The organism is Variovorax sp. P1_H12_2 (assembly GCF_056405335.1).
Genome location: NZ_JBFUCI010000077.1, coordinates 1 through 19154, shown reverse-complemented (window position 1 = coordinate 19154; position 19154 = coordinate 1). Strand labels below are relative to the sequence as shown.

Below are 19154 nucleotides of genomic sequence, written 5' to 3'. Positions count from 1 at the left end.
GTAAATAATTCCATCTTGCCGCGCGATGGAGCAGCCTGGTAGCTCGTTGGGCTCATAACCCAAAGGTCGCAAGTTCAAATCTTGCTCGCGCAACCAAATTCCCGATAACCCTACCAGGTTGTCGACGAAGCAAAAAAGCCCACTTTCCAGTGGGCTTTTTTGTTTCTGGGATTTCCGACTGGCGATGCAGTGGGTCCCTTTCGGGAAACACCGCGGAACCGGCTTCGCCGGGCCGCTGGTATTGCCCCCTGGAAGGGGGTGCCCGAGCCACACGAAGTGGGCGAGGCTGGGGGTCAGTCAGGTAATACCGCCGTGACCTCGATCTCGATTTTTGCGCGCGCCTCGACCAGCGCCGCCACCTGCACGCAGGTCATTGCGGGGAAATTTCGGCCCATCGCCTCGCGGTAGACCGGGCCCAGCTCGCCGAGGCGGCGGTTGTACTCGTCGCGATCCGTGATGTACCAGGTCATGCGCACCATGTGCTCCGGGCCGGCTCCGCCTTCGCGCAGCACTTCGACGATGTTGCGCAGCGCCAGGCCCGCCTGCTCGATGAAGTCGTCGGACTCGAATTGCTGCTGCGAATTCCAGCCGATCTGGCCGCCGACGAACACCGTCGTCCCGCGCGCGGCGATGCCGTTCGCATAGCCTTTGGGCGGCAGCCAGCCTGGGGGTTGCAGTTGCTTGATCATGTCATTTGCCTCAGTTTGAATCTCTGGAGTTTTCCGGTTTCGGTGCGCGGCAGCTGGGCCACGAACGCGATCTCGCGGGGGTATTTGTAGGGCGCGATGCTGGCCTTGACGTGCTCCTGCAGGGCCTTGGTCAGCGCCGCATCGCCGGTGTGCCCGGGCTTGAGCACGCAGAAGGCCTTGACGATCATGCCGCGCTCCTCGTCGGGCTTGCCGATGACGCCGCATTCGGCGACCGCCGGGTGCCTGAGCAGTGCGTCCTCGACCTCGGGGCCGCCCACGTTGTAGCCGGCGGTGACGATCATGTCGTCGGCGCGCGACTGGTAGAAGAAGTAGCCGTCCTCGTCCTCGACGAAGGCATCGCCGGGATAGTTCCAGCCGCCCCGGACGTAGTCGGCCTGCCGCGGATCGTCCAGGTAGCGGCAACCCACCGGTCCGATGATCGCCAGCTTGCCGACCGTGCCACGCGGGACTTCGTGGCCCTCGTCGTCGACCACCCTGGCCGTGAAGCCCGGCACGGCCTTGCCGACCGCGCCGCGGCGCACCTGCGCGCCGGCGGCCGAGATGTAGATGTGGAACACCTCGGTGCCGCCGATGCCGTCGAGCATCTCGAGGCCGGTGGCCTGCTTCCAGAGCTGGCGCGTGGCGTCGGGCAGTGCTTCGCCTGCGCTCACGCTGATCCGCAGGCTGGGGACGCCAGCCGCCTTCGCGAAGGCCGCCATCTGGCGGTAGAAGGTGGGCGCCGTGTAGCAGATCGTGGCCCCGATCTCCCGGATCACTTGAACCATGGTCTCTGGCGTGTAGGGCCTGTCGTGGAAGTACACCGAGGCGCCGGCCCACAGGGGGAACACCAGCAGCCCGCCGAGGCCGAAAGTGAAGGCCAGCGGCGGCGAACCGATCACGATGTCGTCGCTGCGTGCCTGCAGCACATGGCGCGGCCAGGTCTGGCACATCGCGAGCACGTCGCGGTGCGTGGTCACCGGCGCCTTGGGCTTGCCGGTGGTCCCTGATGTGAAGGCCAACAGCGCGATGTCGTCGGCGGCCGTGGGGCAGGCCTGGAAGACGCCGCTCTTCGCCGCGGCGCGCGCAGCCAGGGAGTCGGGGGCGTCCAACCGATCGAACGCCACGATCGTGCGCAGCACCGGGTGAGCCCGTTGCGCCATCTCCAGTTCGTCGAGCAGCTTCTCTTCGCACAGCGCGACCGTGGGTTGGGCCTTCTCGACGATCTCGCCAAGCTCCTTGGCGCGCAGCAGCGGCATGGTGGCGACCGCGATCAGGCCGGCCTTGACCACGGCGAGCCAGGCCAGCGCCATCGCGATCGAATTGCCTCCGCGCAGCAGCACCCGGTTGCCCGGCACCAGGCGCAGGTCCTCGGTCAGCACCTGGGCGATGCGGTTGACCTCCGTCGYCGCCTCGGCATAGCTCAGCGTGCGGCCGGGAGCGCGCAGCATCGGCTGGTCGCCAAGGCCCCGGGCGATTGCCTTGTCGAGCAGTTCCTCGACCAGGTTCAGCTGGTCGGGCAACTGCAGTTCGGGCAGGTCGTAGCGGAAGATCGGCAACTGCTCCGCCGGCGGCAGCCGGTCATGCACGAAGCGGTCGGTTTGCGCGCTGGCGGTCATGAATTCCTCCCTGGCCCCCACGCTCCGCGCTGCGCGTCGTCGCTGCCCCCCGAGGGGGCGCCGTCCGTCTTGGGGCGGCCCGGCGACGGACGCAACACGGCCTTGCCGATGATCAGTTGCTGGACTTCGGTCGCGCCCTCGTAGATGCGCAGCGAACGGATGTCGCGGTAGAGGCTCTCGACCTTGGTGCCGACCTTGACGCCCAGGCCGCCGTGCATCTGCAGGGCCATGTCGATCACCCGGCTGGCATTCTCGGTGGCGCACATCTTCGCCATGGCGGCGGCCGCCGTCAGGTCGCCGACGGCGGGCTCGCCGCGGCGCTCGCTGTCGTCGCGCATCCAGGCCGCGCGGTAGGTCAGCAGCGCCGCGCTGTCGATCAGCGCCGCCATCTCGCCGAGCTTGGCCTGCGTGAGCTGGAAGTCGGCCAGCGTCTGGCCGAACATCTTGCGTTTCTGCGCATGCTGGACGGCTTCGGACAGGGCGCGGCGGGCCATGCCGAGCGCGGCGCCGGCCACCGAGGCGCGGAAGATGTCGAGCGTGCGCATCGCCAGCTTGAAGCCGCCGTTGAGCTCTCCGAGCTGGGCCGTGCGCGGCACCGTGCAGCCGTCGAAGCGCAGGGTCGCGAGCGGATGCGGCGCCATGACCTCGATGTGCGCGGAGGTGTCGAGGCCGGGCGTGTTCGCATCGACGATGAAGGCCGTGATCCCGCGCGAGCCGGCGCTCGGATCGGTCTTGGCGAACACGCAGTAGAAGTCGGCGATGCCGCCGTTGCTGATCCAGGTCTTGTCGCCGGTGAGGCGCCAGCCGTCGGCGCTGGGCTCGGCGCGCATCGCCATCGCGCCGACGTCGGAGCCGGCCTCGGGCTCGCTCAGCGCGAAGGCCGCGATCTTGTCGCCGCGGCCCACCGGGGCCAGGTAGTCGGCGTGCTGCGTGCCGGTGCCGGCGAGCGTGATGGCGCCGCTTCCAAGCCCCTGCATCGCAAAGGCGAAGTCGGCCAGCGGCGAGTGGAAGGCGAGGGTCTCGCGCAGCAGCACCAGGGCGCGCGAATCGAGGCGCTCGAGCGCGCCGCCGGAACTCGCCGGCACGCAATAGCGCAGCCAGCCGCCATCGCCGAGGCGCCGCACCCAGTCGCGGCAGGCGGCGCGGTCGTCGCGCTCGTCCACCGATTGCGCCGCGGCCCAGGGCAGCAGCTCGCGCGCGAGGGTGCGGTGCGCGGCGTCGAAGAAGGGCAGCGCGAGATGCGCCGTCGACGGATCTACAGCGGAGGCGGCCATGAGGTCAATCTCCCTGGAAGGCGGGCTTGCGCTTGGCGGCGAAGGCCTCGTAGGCGCGCTTGAAGTCCCCGGTCTGCATGCAGATCGCCTGCGCCTGGGCCTCGGACTCGATCGCCTGGTCGATGGTCATCGACCATTCCTGCGACAGCATGGTCTTGGTCATGCCGTGGGCGAAGCTGGGGCCTTCGGCCAGGTCGCGGGCGACCGCCGTGGCGGCGCCGAGCAGGGCATCGCTCTCGTGCAGTGCATTGAAGAAGCCCCAGGCATGGCCTTCCTGGGCGGTCATGGCGCGGCCGGTGAAGAGCAGCTCGGAAGCGCGGCCCTGGCCGATCATGCGCGGCAGCAGCGCGCAGGCGCCCATGTCGGCGCCGGCCAGTCCGACCCGCGTGAACAGGAAGGCGGTGCGGGTGGCGGGCGAGCCGTAGCGCAGGTCGCAGGCCAGCGCGATCATGGCGCCGGCACCGGCGCAGACGCCGTCGATGGCGCCGACGATCGGCTGCGGGCAATGGCGGATGGCCTTGACGAGGTCGCCGGTCATGCGCGTGAACTCGAGCAGTTCGGGCATCTTCATCTGCGTCAGTGGGCCGATGATCTCGTGCACGTCGCCGCCGGAGCAGAAGTTGCCGCCCGCGCCGGTGACCACGATCGACTTGACGTCGGTGGCGAAGCTCAGCGCCCGGAACAGGTCGCGCAACTCGGCGTAGGAGTCGAAGGTCAGCGGGTTCTTTCGCTCGGGACGGTTCAGCGTCACGGTGCCGACGCCGGCCTCGAAGGCCCACGAGAAATGCTCGGCCTGGTAGCCGGCCTTGGGTTCGAACTGTGCGCGCATGGGACTTGCCGCGCCGATGTAGTGCTTCATAGGGCCTCCGCCATTTGTTGATGAGAATGCTGCTTGACCTTGCCGAGCAGCTTGTGGAGCTGGGTGATTTCCTTCGGGGTCAGCGACGCGAAGGCGTCGCAGATCCAGGCTTCGTGCTGTTGCGCCATCTCGTTGAACAGCTTGCGGCCGCGTGCCGTGAGTCGCACGCGCCAGGCGCGGCGGTCGCCGGCGACGTCGACGCGCTCGACCAGGCCCTCGGCGACCAGCTGGTCGGTGATGCCGGTGACGTTGCCGCCCGTGACCATCATGCGGCGCGACAGCTCGTTCATCTTGAGTCCCTCGGGCGCGCGCTCGAGCTGCGACATCAGGTCGAAGCGCGGCAGCGTGGTGGCGAACTGCTCGCGCAGCTCGTTGCGGACCTGCTTCTCGATCAGCTGGGTGCAGGTCAGCAGGCGCAGCCAGAGCCGGAGCTCGTCCGGGTGCTCGCTGTGGGCGCGGGCTTCGAGGTCCATGTCAGTGCCCGCCCGGCCGCCCGAAGGGCACTGAGCGCCCCCTCGGGGGGCAGCGATACACGAAGTGATGAGCGTGGGGGCATTTCATGTCAGTGTTCCTCTTCGGCGGCGCGCGGAGCGGCCGCCAGCGCCGCCGCGAGCTGCTGCTGCTTGGCGATCTCGCGGTACATCTGGTCGCGCCCGCTCAGGTACTGCTTCGGCCAGTCGACTTCGCGGCTTTGCAGCTTGGCGGCTTCGTGCAGCGTCCAGGCCGGGTCGGCCAGGTGCGGCCGGGCGATCGCGCAGAGGTCGGCGCGGCCCGCGGCGATGATGCTGTTGGCCTGGTCGGCGTCGGTGATGGCGCCCACCGCGATGGTCGAGATGCCGACCTCGTTGCGGATCCGATCGGCGAAGGGCGTCTGGTACATGCGGCCGTACACCGGCTTGGCGGCGCGCGTGGTCTGGCCCGAGGAGACGTCGATGAAGTCGCAGCCGGCCGCCTTGAAGGCACGTGCCATCACGACCGCGTCGGCGTCGGTGTTGCCGCCCGGCGCCCAGTCGTGGGCCGAGATCCGCACGCTCATCGGGCGCTCGGCCGGCCAGGCGGCGCGCATCGCGCGGAACACCTCGAGCGGGTAGCGCAGGCGGTTCTCGATGCTGCCGCCGTAGTCGTCGCTGCGCAGGTTGGTCAGCGGGCTCAGGAAGGCCGACAGCAGGTAGCCGTGGGCGCAGTGCAGTTCGAGCCAGTCGAAGCCGATCTCGGCGGCGCGGCGGGCGGAGGCGACGAACTGGTCGCGCATCAGGTCCATCTCCGCCCGGGTCATCGCCGCGGGCAGCTGATTCTGCTCGCCATAGGCCAGTGCGCTGGCGGCCAGCAGCGGCCAGTTGCCGTCCTCGAGCGGCTCGTCGGTGCCTTCCCAGCCGACCTGGGTCGAGCCCTTGGGTCCGCTGTGGCCGAGCTGCATGCCGATCTTCGCGCTCGACTGGCCGTGGACGAAGTCGACGATGCGCTGGAACGCCGCCTGCTGGGCGTCGTTGTAGAGCCCGGTGCAGGCCGGCGAGATGYGGCCTTCGGGCGTCGGGCTGGTCATCTCGACCATCACCATCGCGGCGCCGCCGAGCGCGCGTGCGCCCAGGTGCACCAGCAGGAAGTCCTGCGGCACGCCGTCGACCGCGCTGTAGGTCGCCATCGGGGAGACCAGGATGCGGTTCTTGAGCTCGAGCCCGCGCACCTTGAGCGGCATCAGCATCGGGGCGATCGGCTTGCCGCCCGACAGCCACTGCTCATAGCCGCCCAGCCATTGCGTGTCGCGCAGGCGCAGGTTCTCGTGGCTGATGCGCTGCGATCGCGTGAGCAGCGAATAGGCGAACTGCTCGATCTCCATGCCGGTGTAGCGCGGCACGTTCTCGAACCACTCGGTGGAGTTGCGCGCCGCGTTCTGGATCTTCAGCACTTCGACGCTGCGGCGGGCCTCGTAGGCCTCGAGCACCGGGCCGATGTCGCCGCCGCTTTCGAATTCGTTCGCCAGGTCGATCGCGTCCTCGAGCGCCAGCTTGGTGCCCGAGCCGATCGAGAAGTGCGCCGTGTGGGCGGCGTCGCCCATCAGCACCACCGGCACCGTCTTGCCGTCGACCTCGATGTGGTGCGTCCAGTGGGCGCAGACCACGCGCGGGAAGCGGATCCAGTTGGCGGAGCCGCGCAGGTGGGTGGCGTTGCTGATCAGCGTGTGGCCGCCCAGGTACTTGGCGAACAGCTTCTCGCAGAAGGCGATGGCTTCGGGCTGCTCCATCTTGTCGAGTCCGTGGGCCTGCCAGACGGCCTCGGGCGTCTCGACGATGAAGGTCGAGGTCTTGTCGTCGAACTGGTAGGCGTGGGCCTGGAACCAGCCGTGCTCGGTCTGCTCGAAGGCGAAGGTGAAGGCGTCGAAAGTCTGGTGGGTGCCGAGCCAGACGAAGCGGCACTGGCGCAGGTCGATGTCGGGCTGGTAGACCTCGGCGTAGCGCTGGCGGATGCGGCTGTTGAGCCCGTCGCTCGCGATCACGAGGTCGGCCTTGTACTGCGCCGCCAGGGCCTGGTCGTCGGTGGCGTCGGTCTCGAACACCAGCTCGACGCCGAGCTCGAGGCAGCGCTCCTGCAGGATGTTGAGCAGCCGCTTGCGCCCGATGCCGCAGAAGCCATGGCCGCCCGAACGCACCTGCCGGCCCTTGAAGAAGACCTGGATGTCGTCCCAGTGATGGAACTCGCGACCGATCAGCGCCGCGGTGGGGGCGTCGGCGGCGGCGAGGTTGGCCAGCGTCTGGTCGCTCAGCACCACGCCCCAGCCGAAGGTGTYGAACGGGCGGTTGCGCTCGATCACCGTGACCTCCAGCGAAGGCTGCCGGGCCTTCATCAGAAGCGCGAAGTAGAGCCCAGCGGGGCCGCCGCCGATGCAGAGCACGCGGCGAAGATTCGGTGTGAAGCTATTCATGGATAAATAGTTTAGACATAAACGATCTCGTGTCAACCATGGGAAGCCCGAGGTTCCCGGCTCCACCGGTTGACGAGCCTCATTTCGCTGGCAAGAATGTTCTGTATGCAAAGCCTGATACCGAAGATCGAGTCCCAGCTTTCCTCGCTGTCCGTTCCCATCGCGCTGCAACTCCCCGATGGCCGGCAGGTGGCCAAGGCCGGGGCCCGTGTCACCCTGGCTTTCAAGGACTGGTCCGAGCTGACCAAGCTGGCGGGTCGCCAGATCGGCTCCATCGGCGAGTCCTACGTCGAGGGCCGCATCCAGATCGAGGGCGCCATGCGCGACCTGATCGATGCCGCGGTCGGCCTGCTGCCCGGCAATCCGGCCGAGACCAACACCAGCTGGTGGAGCCGCCTGCAGCGCCGCGCCAAGTCACGCGGCTCGCATTCGCTGGGCAAGGATGCGGCCCAGATCGAGTTCCACTACGACGTCTCCGACGATTTCTACGCCTTGTGGCTCGATCCGCGGCGGGTCTATTCGTGCGCCTATTTCGGCAGCGCCGACATGACGCTGTCGCAGGCCCAGGAGGCCAAGCTCGACCACATCTGCCGCAAGCTGATGCTGAAGCCGGGCGAGCGCTACCTGGACATCGGCTCCGGCTGGGGCGCGCTGCTGATGTGGGCGGCCGAGCACTACGGCGTGGACGCCACCGGCATCACGCTGTCGAAGAACCAGCATGCCCACGTGCAGCACCTGATCGAGGAGAAGGGGCTGCAGGGCCGGGTGCGGGTCGAGCTGCGCGACTACCGCCAGCTCGACAGTGCCAAGCCCTTCGACAAGATCTCGTCGGTCGGCATGTTCGAGCACGTCGGCAGCGCCAACATGGGGACCTACTTCCGCAAGCTCCATTCGCTGCTGGCGCCCGGCGGCCTGGTGATGAACCACGGCATCACCTCGGGCCAGCTCGACTACCATCAGCTCGGCGCCGGCATGGGCGACTTCATCGAGAAGTACATCTTCCCGGGCGGCGAATTGCTGCACGTGACCCACGTGCTGCGCGAGACCGCGGCTGCGGGGCTGGAGATGGTCGATACCGAGAACCTGCGGCCGCACTATGCGCGCACGCTGTGGGCCTGGTCCGACGCCCTCGAGGCGCGGCTCGGCGAGGCGCGCGAAGTGCTCCAGCGGGGCGGCGGCCGCCAGGGGGAGAACGCCGAGCGCATCCTGCGCGCCTACCGGCTCTACCTGGCCGGCTCGGCGATGTGCTTCGAACAGGGCTGGATCTCGCTGCACCAGATGCTGTCGACCCGCCCGGACGGCCGGGTCGAGGCGCGCGCGCTGCGTGGCGCGCAATCGGAGTACCCTTTCGTTCGCGACCACATCTACAAATAAGAGAGGCACCATGCTGTATCGATTCCAATCGCGAGCCACCCCCCCTTTCGTGATGCTCGAAATCCACGCGCGCCAGCTGCTCGAAATCATCGGCAAGGCGCCGGCGCACGAGGGCGTCATCACGGGAGCACAGATGCCGGCCGCCATTTCGGCGCTCGAGGCGGCCGTGGCGCGCGAGAGCCGCAATGTCCACAATGCCGACGACTATGCGGTCGAGGGCCACGACAACGAAGCCGAGAAGCAGCACATCGGCCTGCACCAGCGAGCCGCACCGCTGCTGCACATGCTCAAGGACTCGCTGGCCGACGGCAAGGATGTCATCTGGAATACTTGAGCTCGCCCCCAGGTTGGGCTCACTTCGTGTAGCCCGCCCACCCCCTACCGGGGGCAACACCAGCGGCCCGGCGGAGCCGGTTCCGCGGTGTTTCACCAACGGGCCTGGCTGCGCCGGCCAAGTCAATCAGCCGTTTGGTCGTTCGGCGGCGGCGCGAAGCGCACGCCTGTTCGTGGGCAGTCGCGGAACTGGCTTCGCCGGGCCGCTGACTGCGCCCCCTGGAAGGGGGCGGGCGGCTACACGCAGTGAGCCAACCTGGGGGTCAGTCCACTTTCGCGCCGGAGGCTTTGACGACCTTCGCCCACTTGGTGTGCTCGGAGTCGATCAGCTTGGCGAAGTCGGCGGGTGAATTGCCGCTGGGGATGGCGCCCTGGGCGACCAGTTTTTCCTTCACGGCGGGGGCGGCCAGCGCCTTCGCCACTTCCTGCTGGATGCGGTTGACGATGTCCGGCGGCGTGCCGGCCGGGGCCAGCAGGCCGAACCACGAACTGGCCTCGTAGCCCTTGAGCGCGGGGCCGCCGGCTTCCTCGACGGTCGGCACGTCGGGCAGGGCCGGCGAACGCTGCGAACTGGTGACGGCCAGCGCCTTGAGCTTGCCGCCCTTGATCTGCTGCATCGAGGACGGCAGGTTGTCGAACATCACGTCGGCATTGCCGCCCACCATGTCCATCAGCGCCGGGCCCGATCCGCGGTACGGGATGTGGGTCATGTAGCTGCCGGTCATGCTCTTGAAGAGCTCGCCCGCCAGATGGATCGAGGTGCCGCTGCCGCTCGAGGCCATGTTGAGCTTGCCGGGATTCGCCTTCGCGTATTTGACGAAGTCGGCGACGTTGTTGATGTTGAGCGCGCGCGCCTTGTCGGCGTTCATTTCCATCACGTTGGGCACCGCCGCCACCAGCGTGACCGGCGCGAAGTCCTTGATCGGGTCGTAGGGCAGCTTGGGGTACAGCGCGCGGTTGATGCCGTGCGTGCCGACCGTGCCCATCAACAGCGTGTAGCCGTCGTTCGGCGCCCGGGCGACGATCTCGGCGCCGACGTTGCCGCCGGCGCCGGCGCGGTTGTCGACGATGAACTGCTGGCCGAAGGCCTTCGACAGCTCGGGCGCCACGGCGCGGGCCAGGATGTCGGTGGTGCCGCCGGGTGCGAAGGGCACCACGATCCGCACCGGCTTGTTCGGCCAGGTGGCCTGGGCCGCCGCAGGGCCGGCCAGGAGGATCAGTGCGGCGGTCGCCGCCAGCGTCAGGGCGGCGCGGCGCGGAAAAGAGGGGGAGAAGGTCATGGGCTGTTTGTAGCGGCTAAGCCGCCCTGGCGTCGCAGGTGGAAACCCCGGGCGGTCCGAAAACGACCGCCGGGCCTCAGCCGCCCAGCATGCGCCGCGCGAAGTCCTGCTCGCGCAGCCGTTCGACCACGAAATCGACGAAGACCCGGGTCTTGGCCGGCAGCAGCTTCTTGCTYGGGTAGTAGAGCGAGATCGGCCCGTTGTCCGCATACCAGCCGGGCAGCAGGCGCACCAGCGCGCCGCTCTGCAGGGCGGGCAGGGCAAATGCCATCGGCAGCAGTGCCACGCCCAGGCCCATGACCGCGGCATCGCGCATCGCTTCGGGGTCGCTGAAGATCAGCCGCGGCCGGGTCTCTGCCACGCCTTCGTCGCCGGCCCTGTTGCGCAGCGTCCAGGCCCGCACGCGGCCGGTCGGGGAGGAGCGGCGGACGATGCCCTCGTGGGCGGCGAGGTCGCCCGGACGGCGCGGCAGCGGCTTGCCGTCCAGGTAGCTCGGAGCGGCGGTGGCCACGATGTGGATGCGCGCCAACTCGCGCGCCACCAGGCCCTGTGTCAGCTCGATGCCGCCACCGACGCCGGCATCGAAGCCTTCGCCGATCAGGTCGACCTGCCGGTTGTCGAAGTGCCAGTCGGGCAGCACGGCCGGATAGCGCGCCAGGAAGTCGGACAGCAGCGGCAGCAGGTAGGCGCGGCCGAAAGCCTGGCCCATGCTGACCTTGAGGGTGCCGGCGGGCGCGCCGTCGTCCTGCGCGATGCCGGCGACGGCGTCGACCAGCGTGCCGAGGGCGCCGCCGATCTGACGGAACAGGCGCTCGCCGCTTTCGGTCAGCGTCAGCTTGCGGGTGCTGCGCTGGAACAGCCGCACGCCGAGGCCGGTCTCCAGCCGCGCCACGTTCTTGCTCACGGCCGCGGGGGTGAGGCCGAGCTGGCGGGCAGCAGCTGAAAAGCTCCCGGCCTCGGCGCTGCGGACGAAGGATTCGAGGTGGCTGAGAGGCTGCATTCCGTCATTTTCAACTGATAGTTGAATTTAATGCGGCAGATTGATGGCTTCCGCGAGCGCAATGGAATACCGACACTGAGGCCATACCCACTGCTTCAGGAGCAAATCATGTCCACCGTCCCCTCTGTTCAAGCCCTTCAACCCCTCCAACCCCTCCAGGCCGGCAAGGTCGCCCTCGTCACCGGCGGCTCGCGCGGCATCGGTGCCGCCGTCGTGCGGCGCCTTGCTCGCGACGGCGCCGCGGTCGCATTCACCTATGCCGCCAATGAGGCCGCGGCCCGGGCGCTGGCCAGCGAGATCGAGGCCGCCGGCGGCCATGCGCTGGCGATCCAGGCCGACAGCGCCGATGCCGGCGCGCTCGGCGCGGCGGTCGCGCTGGCGGCGAAGACCTTCGGCCGGCTCGACATCCTGGTCAACAACGCCGGTGTCTTTCTCGGCGGCAGCGTCGACCAGATGACGCTCGAGGACTTCGACCGCACGCTCGACGTCAATGTGCGGGCGGTGTTCGTCGCCACGCAGGCGGCCGTGCGCCACATGGGCGAGGGCGGCCGCGTCATCACCATCGGCAGCACCAACGCCGAGCGCATGCCCTGGCCCGGCTTCGCCGCCTATGCGATGAGCAAGTCGGCACTCAGCGGCCTGACCCGCGGGCTGGCGCGCGACCTCGGGCCGCGCGGCATCACGGTCAACAACGTGCAACCCGGCCCCGTCGATACCGAGATGAATCCGGCCGGCGGTCCGAACGCCGAATCGATGCACGCGCTGATGGCGCTGCCGCGGCACGGCCGTGGCGAGGAGATCGCCGGCATGGTGGCCTACCTCGCGAGCCCCGAGGCCGCGTTCGTGACCGGCGCCAGCCTCAGCATCGACGGCGGCTTCTCAGCCTGAGGCCTGTGCATCCGCCACCGAGGCGATCAGCTTGTCGAGCGTGCCGTTGAGCTGCTGCAGTTCTTCGGCGGCGACGCCTGCGAACAGTTCGGCCTCGCGCTGGCGCGCCTGCACCACGACCGCCGCGTAGACGGCCTTGCCGGCGCTGCTCAGGTGGAGCCGGCTGCGGCGCTGGTCGGTCGGATCCTCGTGCCGGTGCAGGCGCCTGGCGCGCTGCAAACCCGCGAGGGCACGGCTCACCGCCATCTTGTCGAGCCCGGTGAGGTCGGCGAGCTGCGTCGCCGTGAGGCCGGGACAGCCGCCGAGCAACGCCATCACGCGCCATTCGTTGAGCGTGAGCTGGTGCTCGCGGCCGACGCGCTGCTGGAAGGGCCGCGCCGTCAGGTTGACGACCCGCACCAGCTTCAGGAAGACCATGTCTTCCACCGCCTCGGCGCCCGCCGGGTTCATCCGCGCAAGCTCCGGGCGGCGTTGACGATCTGCGCGGCGCCGACCCGCGACTGGGCTTCGAGCACCGGCGCGTAGCCGACCGGAATGCGCGGCGCACCGAGCCGGGCGATGCGGCAGCCGGTCGCCTCGGCCGCGGTGGCCGCGATCTCGGCCCCGAAGCCCGCGGCCTGGACCGCCTCGTGAACCACCAGCAGGCGCCCGGTGCGGCCGCAGGAGTCGAGCACCGCCTCGCGGTCCCACGGCCACAGCGTGCGCAGGTCGATCAGGTCGACCTCGATGCCTTCGGCCGCCAGCGTCTCGCAGGCGGTGCTGCAGGCCTGGATTTGCCGACCCCAGCTCACCAGCGTGAGCGCGTCGCCGCGGCGCCGGTGGGCGGCCTTGCCGAGCGGCACCTCGAGGCTTTCGTCGACCGGGCCCTGCGCGCTCCACAAGGTCTTGTGCTCGATGTAGACCACCGGATCGCCGCACTGCAGCGCGGCGCGCAGCAGCGAATAGTTGTCCTGCGGCGTGTCCGGGCAGACCACCACCACGCCCGGCAGGTGCGCGAACCAGGCTTCGAGCGACTGCGAATGCTGCGCCGCCGAGGCATCCCAGATGCCGCCGGGCATGCGGGCCACCAGCGGCACGCGGCCCTGGCCGCCGAACATGAAGCGGTTCTTGGCGGCCTGGTTGACCAGCTCGTCCATGCCGCAGAGCGCGAAATCGACCACCCGCATCTCGACCACCGGCCGCAGCCCCGCCAGCGCCATGCCGACACCGGCGCCCATGATGGCGGCCTCGGAGATCGGCGTGTCGATCACGCGCTCGGCGCCGAAGCGCTGCTGCAGGCCCCGGTACTGGCCGAAGATGCCACCGCGGCCGACGTCCTCGCCGAGCACCACCACGCGCGGGTCGGCTTCCATCTCGCGCTGCACCGCCAGCACGGCGGCTTCGGCGTAGCTGAGCTGCCGGACCGCGGTGGCCGACAGGTCCTGTGTCATATCCATTGTCCGGCTCCGGTGGTCTGCACGTCGGTGAAGGCAGCGCCGGCGTCGGGCCAGGGCGCGGCGTCGGCGGTGGCGAGGGCCGATTCGACCTCGGCGTGGGCCTGGTTCTCGATCGCGGCCAGCGCGGCGGGCTCGATGCCGCTCGCGACCAGCCGTTCGCGCGCCCGTGCGATCGGGTCGGTCTGGAGCGCCGACGCCAGTTCGGCCGGATCCCGGTAGGCGGCGGGGTCGACCGAGACATGGCCCTTCACGCGGTAGGTGAGGGCGTGCAGCAGGCGCGGACCGCCACCGGCGCGCACCTCGGCGACCAGCCGGCGGGCCGCGGCGTGGACCGCGAACACCTCGTTGCCGTCGACCTGGGTGGCCGCGATGTCGAGCGCCTCGGCACGGGCCGAGGCGCCGTCGCCGGCGGTCATCGGGCCGCTGGCGGTGGTGGCGCTCCAGCGGTTGTCCTCGCAGACGAACAGCACCGGCAACCGGTACACGCGGGCCCAGTTCAGCGATTCGAGGAAGGGCCCGCGATTGATCGCGCCGTCGCCGAAGAAGCAGACCGTGATGGCGTCCTTCTTCTGCAGTTTCTGGGCGTGCGCCGCACCGACCGCGATCGGCAGGCCGGCCGCGACCACGCCATTGGCGCCCAGCATGCCGACCGAGAAGTCGGCGATGTGCATCGAGCCGCCCTTGCCGCCGTTGAAGCCGCTGGCTTTGCCGAACAGCTCGCACATCATGCGGCTCAGGTCGGCGCCCTTGGCCAGCGTATGGCCATGGCCACGGTGGGTGGAAGTCAGGTAGTCGGCGGGCACCAGGTGGGCGCAGACGCCGGCCGGCACGGCCTCCTGGCCGGTCGACAGATGCAGCGGCCCGCGCACCTTGGCGGCTCCCGCCGCTTCCTGTCCATAGGCGCTGACGCCGCCCTGGCTGGCCGCCTCGGCGGCGTTCTCGAAGGCGCGAATGCGCACCATCGTGCGGTAGAGCGCCAGGCGCTCCGGCGCTGAAACCTCAGAATCCATCTTGTCTCCGGCTTATGCACCACGTGCTCTCAGCCAGAAATCGTATCGGTTGTGACTAATCAGGCGGCAGCGCATTTACCCGCAGGGATTGTCCTGATGCCGCCGCACCGAGCGGCAGACATAGTTAGTTCGTTGCTCAAACTAATAAGCCGCACAACCCCAAAGCTGGAGACCACCCCATGAATCTCGCCCGCACCCTTCCTGCCCTGGCCGTCCTGGCCCTGGGCCTCAGCGCCCTCGGCGCCGCTGCCCAGACCGTGGTCGGCGTGAGCTGGTCCAATTTCCAGGAAGAGCGCTGGAAGACCGACGAGGCCGCGATCAAGGCCCAGCTCGAGAAGCTCGGCGCCAAGTACATCAGCGCCGACGCCGGCGGCTCGCCCGAGAAGCAGCTCGGCGACATCGAGGGCCTGATGTCCAAGGGCGCCAAGGCATTGATCGTGCTCGCGATGGACAAGGACGCGATCCTGCCGGCGGTCAACAAGGCGATGAAGCAGAAGGTGCCGGTGGTGGCCTACGACCGGCTGATCGAGACGCCCGGCGTTTTCTACATCACCTTCGACAACACCGAGGTCGGGCGGATGCAGGCGCGCGCCGTCTACACGGTCCAGCCCAAGGGCAACTACGTGATGATCAAGGGCTCGCCGACCGATCCGAATGCCAACTTCCTGCGGGCCGGCCAGCAGGAGGTGATCGCCGAGGCGGTCAAGAAGGGCGACATCAAGATCGTCGGCGACGAGTTCACCGACGGCTGGAAGCCCGAGGTGGCGCAGAAGAACATGGAGCAGATCCTCACCAAGGCCGGCAACAAGGTCGATGCGGTGGTGGCCTCGAACGACGGCACGGCCGGCGGCGCGGTGGCGGCGCTCACGGCCAAGGGCATCCGCGGCATTCCGGTGTCGGGCCAGGACGCCGACTTCGCGGCGCTGAACCGGATCGCGCTTGGCACGCAGACCGTCTCGGTCTGGAAGGACTCGCGCGAGCTGGGCCGCGAGGCCGCCTCGGCGGCAGTCGCGCTGGCCGGCGGCAAGCCGGCCGAGAAGGCCGTCGACTGGAGCGGTGGCGAAAAGAAGCTGGCAATCTCTTCGCGCTTCCTGACCCCGGTGCCGATCACGCGCGACAACCTCGACGTGGTCGTGAAGGCGGGCTGGATCAAGAAGGACGAGCTCTGCAAGGGCGTGAGCGGCGACAAGGCCCCTCCCGCCTGCAAATGAAGTTCACCCCCAGGTTGGCCCACTTCGTGTGGCCGCCCACCCCCTCTCCGGGGGCAACACCAGCGGCCCGGCAAAGCCGGTTCCACGGTGTTCTTGGAAGGAGGCGATCCCCATGAACTCGTCATCGAGCATGTGGCGTCGCAGCGGGGTCGATCTCCGGCTGCTGCTGATGAGCGTGCTGCTGGTGGCGATGGCGATCGTTTTCCATGTGATGTCGGGCGGCGTGTTCCTGTCGCCCGAGAACCTCTACAACATCGCGCAGCAGACCGCGGTGGTCGGTATCGTCTCGACCGTGATGGTGCTGGTCATCGTGGCGCGCCACATCGATCTGTCGGTCGGGTCGGTGATGGGCTTCGTCGGCGTGCTGATCGCCTACCTGCARTACAGCGCGGGCTGGTCGTGGCCGGCCGCCTGCCTGGCCGGGCTGGCGGTGGCGCTGCTGGTGTCGCTCTACCAGGGCGGCTTGACCGCGGTGCTCGGCGTGCCGTCGTTCGTGGTCACGCTGGGTGGGCTGATGTCGTTCCGCGGCGCTGCCTTCCTGGTGGCCGACGGCAAGACGCAGCCGGTCAACGACGAGTTCTTCCAGCGCCTCGGTGGCGGCTACGACGGCGGCATCGGCACCACGGCAACCTGGGTGCTGGCGGCGCTGGTGGCCGTCGTGATCTTCGCGCGCATGCTGCAGAAACGGCGCGCGCGGCAGCGCCACGAGATGCCGGTCGAGCCTCTGTGGCTGGACCTGCTGCTGGCCGCGTTGCCCGCGGCGGTGGTGTTCGCCTTCGCCGCCACCATGAACAACTACCAGATCTCGTCGAAGACCGAGGCCCAGGGCATCCCGATTCCGGTGCTGATCTGGGCCGTGGTGGCCGTGGTGCTGTCCTTCATCGTGCATCGCACGCGCTTCGGGCGCTATGTGTTCGCGATGGGCGGCAACCCCGACGCGGCGGCGCTGGTCGGTATTCCGGTCCAGCGCGTGACGCTGATGCTGTTCGCGCTGCTGGCGGTGCTGGTGACCATCGCCGCGATCGTCTCGATCGCGCGGCTCAACGCCGGCACCAATTCGCTCGGCACCGGCATGGAGCTGTACGTGATTGCGGCGGCGGTGATCGGCGGCACGGCGCTGGCCGGCGGCAGCGGCTCGATCTTCGGCTCGGTGCTGGGGGCGCTGATCATGCAGTCGCTCGACAGCGGCATGCTGCTGCTCGACGTGCCGATCGGCAAGCGGATGGTGATCATCGGCCAGGTGCTGATCGTCGCCGTCGTCTTCGATGTTCTGTATCGCAAGAAGTTCGGAGAGAACTGAGATGACGACCCATCCTCCCCTGGTCGAACTGCGCGAGATCCGCAAGGCCTTCGGCGGCGTCAAGGCGGTCGACGGCGTCAGCGTCAACCTCTACCCCGGCGAAGTGGTGGCGCTGCTGGGCCACAACGGCGCCGGCAAGTCGACCCTGATGAAGATGCTCGCGGGCGCCTATCCGATCGACTCCGGCGACACGCTGATCGCAGGCGAAAAGGTCAACATCCGCACGCCCTCCGAAGCCCAGGCGCAGGGCATCGAGACCATCTACCAGACCTTGGCGCTGGCCGACAACCTCGACTCGGTCGCCAACCTGTTCCTCGGTCGCGAGAAGCTCACGCCCTGGCGCACGCTCGACGATCACTTCATGGAAGGCCAGGCGCGCCGCGTGTTCCAGCGCCTGAACAAGAACTTCACCAACATCCGGGTGCCGGTGCGGCGCCTGTCGGGCGGCCAGCGGCAGGTGGTGGCGATCTCGCGGGCGCTGTACTTCAACGCCCGCATCCTGATCATGGACGAGCCCTGCGCCGCGCTCGGGCCCGAGGAGACCGCGATGGTCGGCGCGCTGGTGAAGCAGCTCAAGGCCGACGGCGTCGGCATCTTCCTGATCACCCACGACATGCCCGACGTGTTCGGCCTCAGCGACCGCCTCGCGGTGATGAAGAACGGCCGGCTGGTCGGCACCTACCGCACGGCCGACGTGACCGAGGACGAGGTGCTCGGAATGATCATTGCCGGCAAGCGGCCCGAGGGCAAGGCGCAAGCCGAGCACGCGAAGGGCACATGAGCCCCCACGCTTCGCACTGCGTGTCGTCGCTGCCCCCCGAGGGGGCGCAGTCCGCCCTTGGGGCGGCCCGGCGAGCGGCCTGAGGCCAGGGACGGATGAAGACCACGGGCGACCAGCAGCTGGTCAAGCGCATCAACCGCAGCGTGCTGCTGCGCCTGCTGCGGGCGCGGCCGGGGCTGTCGCGCGCCCGGCTCGCCGCGGAAAGCGGCCTGACCAAGTCGACCGTGAGCCTGCTGGTGCGCGAGCTGCTCGACGACGGCTGGCTCGATGAAACCGGCCCACCGGTGGCCGACGGCCTGGGCCGGCCGTCGACGCCGCTGTCCATCCACGTCGGCGTGCGCGCGCTGGTCGGCGTCGAGATTGCGATCGAGGTGGTGCGCGTGGTCTGCGTGTCGCTGCGGGGCGAGGTGCTGTACTCCGAATCGCAGCCGCTGGCCGATCATGCGCCGCCGGTGGTGTGCGCGCAGGTCGCGCGCATGGTGGCGGCGGCGCACGCGCACCTCCTGGCCGCGGGCTTGCGGCTGTCGGGCATCGGCGTCGGCGTGCCGGGCGCGGTGGACGACGCCACCGGCACGGTGCGCTTCGCGCCCAACCTGGGTTGGCGTCAACTGAGCCTGTTGCCCCGATTGACCGAAGCGCTGGCGCGCGAAGGCGTGTCGGGTGTCACGGTGCAGCTGCAGAACGACGCCGACGCGGCCGCGCTCGGCGAATTCGAGTTCTCGGACGGCGAGGGCGAGGACCCGCTGATCTTCGTCAGCTGCGACGTCGGCGTCGGCGCCGGCATCGTGCTCAACGACCGCCTGTTCATCGGCGCGCGCGGGATGGCCGGCGAGATCGGACACACCGTGCTGCAGATCGACGGCCCGCGCTGTTCGTGCGGGCGCCAGGGCTGCGCCGAAGTGTTCCTCGGCTCGCGCGTGCTCGACCGCGATGCGGACGGCCCGGCGCGCGCCGCCCGCTACCTCGGGGTGCTGTTGCAGAACCTGTGGGTGACGTTCGAGCCGCGCGCGATCGTGGTCGGCGGCAAGTCCTGCGAGGCGCACCCGGGCTTTTTGGCGGGCGCGATCGAGACCGTGCGGCGCTACGCCGAAAGCGCCGGCCTGCCGCCGCCGGTGGTGCGTCCGGCGCGCTATGGCGAGTGGGCGCCCGCGGTCGGCGCGGCCGCGCTGGCGCTCCATGAGTA

18 protein-coding genes and 1 tRNA gene are annotated in these 19154 nt (G+C 69.2%); 8 read left to right on the top strand and 11 right to left on the bottom strand.

The annotated features are described in order from the left end of the window. Positions 1-19 precede the first annotated feature (19 nt). Positions 20-96 (top strand) — tRNA-Met (locus tag AC1D2K_RS10640). 197 nt (positions 97-293) lie between these two features. Here the strand turns inward: AC1D2K_RS10640 and AC1D2K_RS10635 are convergent. The 6 genes from AC1D2K_RS10635 to AC1D2K_RS10610 form a co-directional block, all read right to left on the bottom strand. Continuing rightward, the gene (locus AC1D2K_RS10635; RefSeq protein ID WP_478088674.1) at positions 294-689 is read right to left on the bottom strand and encodes a RidA family protein; all 396 of its coding nucleotides are present in this window, start codon (positions 687-689) and stop codon (positions 294-296) included. Beyond that, a complete protein-coding gene (locus AC1D2K_RS10630) occupies positions 686-2305 on the bottom strand; it encodes an AMP-binding protein (protein ID WP_478088671.1) in 1620 nt (539 codons plus the stop codon). Before AC1D2K_RS10630 ends, AC1D2K_RS10635 begins: the two co-directional genes overlap by 4 nt. Continuing rightward, complete coding sequence (locus AC1D2K_RS10625) at positions 2302-3579, bottom strand: acyl-CoA dehydrogenase family protein (RefSeq protein ID WP_478088668.1); 1278 nt, start codon at positions 3577-3579, stop codon at positions 2302-2304. The genes AC1D2K_RS10630 and AC1D2K_RS10625 overlap by 4 nt, the downstream gene beginning before the upstream one ends. A 4-nt stretch (positions 3580-3583) precedes the next feature. After that, the gene (locus tag AC1D2K_RS10620) at positions 3584-4438 is read right to left on the bottom strand and encodes an enoyl-CoA hydratase family protein (RefSeq protein ID WP_478088666.1); all 855 of its coding nucleotides are present in this window, start codon (positions 4436-4438) and stop codon (positions 3584-3586) included. Further along, positions 4435-4911: a MarR family winged helix-turn-helix transcriptional regulator gene (locus AC1D2K_RS10615; protein ID WP_478088664.1), complete on the bottom strand. Its 477-nt coding sequence runs from the start codon at positions 4909-4911 to the stop codon at positions 4435-4437. Before AC1D2K_RS10615 ends, AC1D2K_RS10620 begins: the two co-directional genes overlap by 4 nt. Positions 4912-5000: 89 nt before the next feature. After that, positions 5001-7358, bottom strand: coding sequence for a bifunctional salicylyl-CoA 5-hydroxylase/oxidoreductase (locus tag AC1D2K_RS10610; protein WP_478088662.1), 2358 nt, complete (start codon positions 7356-7358; stop codon positions 5001-5003). Positions 7359-7463: 105 nt separating this feature from the next. On the opposite strand from AC1D2K_RS10610, the gene AC1D2K_RS10605 reads away from it, so the two are divergent. Both AC1D2K_RS10605 and AC1D2K_RS10600 read left to right on the top strand, forming a co-directional pair. Then, a complete protein-coding gene (locus AC1D2K_RS10605; protein ID WP_478088660.1) occupies positions 7464-8732 on the top strand; it encodes a class I SAM-dependent methyltransferase in 1269 nt (422 codons plus the stop codon). Positions 8733-8742: 10 nt separating this feature from the next. Then, positions 8743-9066, top strand: a complete 324-nt coding sequence (locus AC1D2K_RS10600; protein WP_478088659.1) for a DUF1840 domain-containing protein — start codon at positions 8743-8745, stop codon at positions 9064-9066. Positions 9067-9328: 262 nt separating this feature from the next. Here AC1D2K_RS10600 and AC1D2K_RS10595 read toward each other — a convergent pair whose 3' ends face one another. Both AC1D2K_RS10595 and AC1D2K_RS10590 read right to left on the bottom strand, forming a co-directional pair. Then, a complete protein-coding gene (locus AC1D2K_RS10595) occupies positions 9329-10345 on the bottom strand; it encodes a Bug family tripartite tricarboxylate transporter substrate binding protein (protein WP_478088658.1) in 1017 nt (338 codons plus the stop codon). A gap of 76 nt (positions 10346-10421) precedes the next feature. Beyond that, the gene (locus AC1D2K_RS10590; protein ID WP_478088656.1) at positions 10422-11345 is read right to left on the bottom strand and encodes a LysR substrate-binding domain-containing protein; all 924 of its coding nucleotides are present in this window, start codon (positions 11343-11345) and stop codon (positions 10422-10424) included. Positions 11346-11453: 108 nt separating this feature from the next. Here AC1D2K_RS10590 and AC1D2K_RS10585 point away from each other — a divergent pair, with 108 nt between their 5' ends. Then, positions 11454-12233 (top strand): SDR family oxidoreductase, encoded by a 780-nt coding sequence (locus AC1D2K_RS10585; RefSeq protein WP_478088655.1) that lies wholly within the window; start codon positions 11454-11456, stop codon positions 12231-12233. Here AC1D2K_RS10585 and AC1D2K_RS10580 read toward each other — a convergent pair. From AC1D2K_RS10580 to AC1D2K_RS10570, 3 genes are read right to left on the bottom strand one after another with little or no spacing between them, the layout of a single operon-like run. Continuing rightward, on the bottom strand, positions 12225-12683 hold the full coding sequence (locus AC1D2K_RS10580) for a MarR family winged helix-turn-helix transcriptional regulator (protein WP_478088654.1): 459 nt from the start codon (positions 12681-12683) through the stop codon (positions 12225-12227). The genes AC1D2K_RS10585 and AC1D2K_RS10580 overlap by 9 nt on opposite strands. Beyond that, a complete protein-coding gene (locus AC1D2K_RS10575; protein WP_478088651.1) occupies positions 12680-13669 on the bottom strand; it encodes an alpha-ketoacid dehydrogenase subunit beta in 990 nt (329 codons plus the stop codon). The genes AC1D2K_RS10580 and AC1D2K_RS10575 overlap by 4 nt, the downstream gene beginning before the upstream one ends. Then, the gene (locus AC1D2K_RS10570) at positions 13660-14679 is read right to left on the bottom strand and encodes a thiamine pyrophosphate-dependent dehydrogenase E1 component subunit alpha (protein ID WP_478088650.1); all 1020 of its coding nucleotides are present in this window, start codon (positions 14677-14679) and stop codon (positions 13660-13662) included. Before AC1D2K_RS10570 ends, AC1D2K_RS10575 begins: the two co-directional genes overlap by 10 nt. 179 nt (positions 14680-14858) lie before the next feature. On the opposite strand from AC1D2K_RS10570, the gene xylF reads away from it, so the two are divergent. The 4 genes from xylF to AC1D2K_RS10550 form a co-directional block, all read left to right on the top strand. Continuing rightward, positions 14859-15890: a D-xylose ABC transporter substrate-binding protein gene (gene xylF, locus AC1D2K_RS10565; RefSeq protein ID WP_478088649.1), complete on the top strand. Its 1032-nt coding sequence runs from the start codon at positions 14859-14861 to the stop codon at positions 15888-15890. Positions 15891-16002: 112 nt separating this feature from the next. Continuing rightward, the gene (locus AC1D2K_RS10560; protein WP_478088647.1) at positions 16003-17190 is read left to right on the top strand and encodes a sugar ABC transporter permease; all 1188 of its coding nucleotides are present in this window, start codon (positions 16003-16005) and stop codon (positions 17188-17190) included. A gap of 1 nt (position 17191) precedes the next feature. Further along, positions 17192-17971, top strand: a complete 780-nt coding sequence (locus tag AC1D2K_RS10555; RefSeq protein ID WP_478088646.1) for an ATP-binding cassette domain-containing protein — start codon at positions 17192-17194, stop codon at positions 17969-17971. Positions 17972-18066: 95 nt separating this feature from the next. Further along, positions 18067-19154 (top strand): ROK family transcriptional regulator (locus tag AC1D2K_RS10550; protein ID WP_478088645.1); only part of this gene is annotated, 1088 nt, incomplete at its 3' end.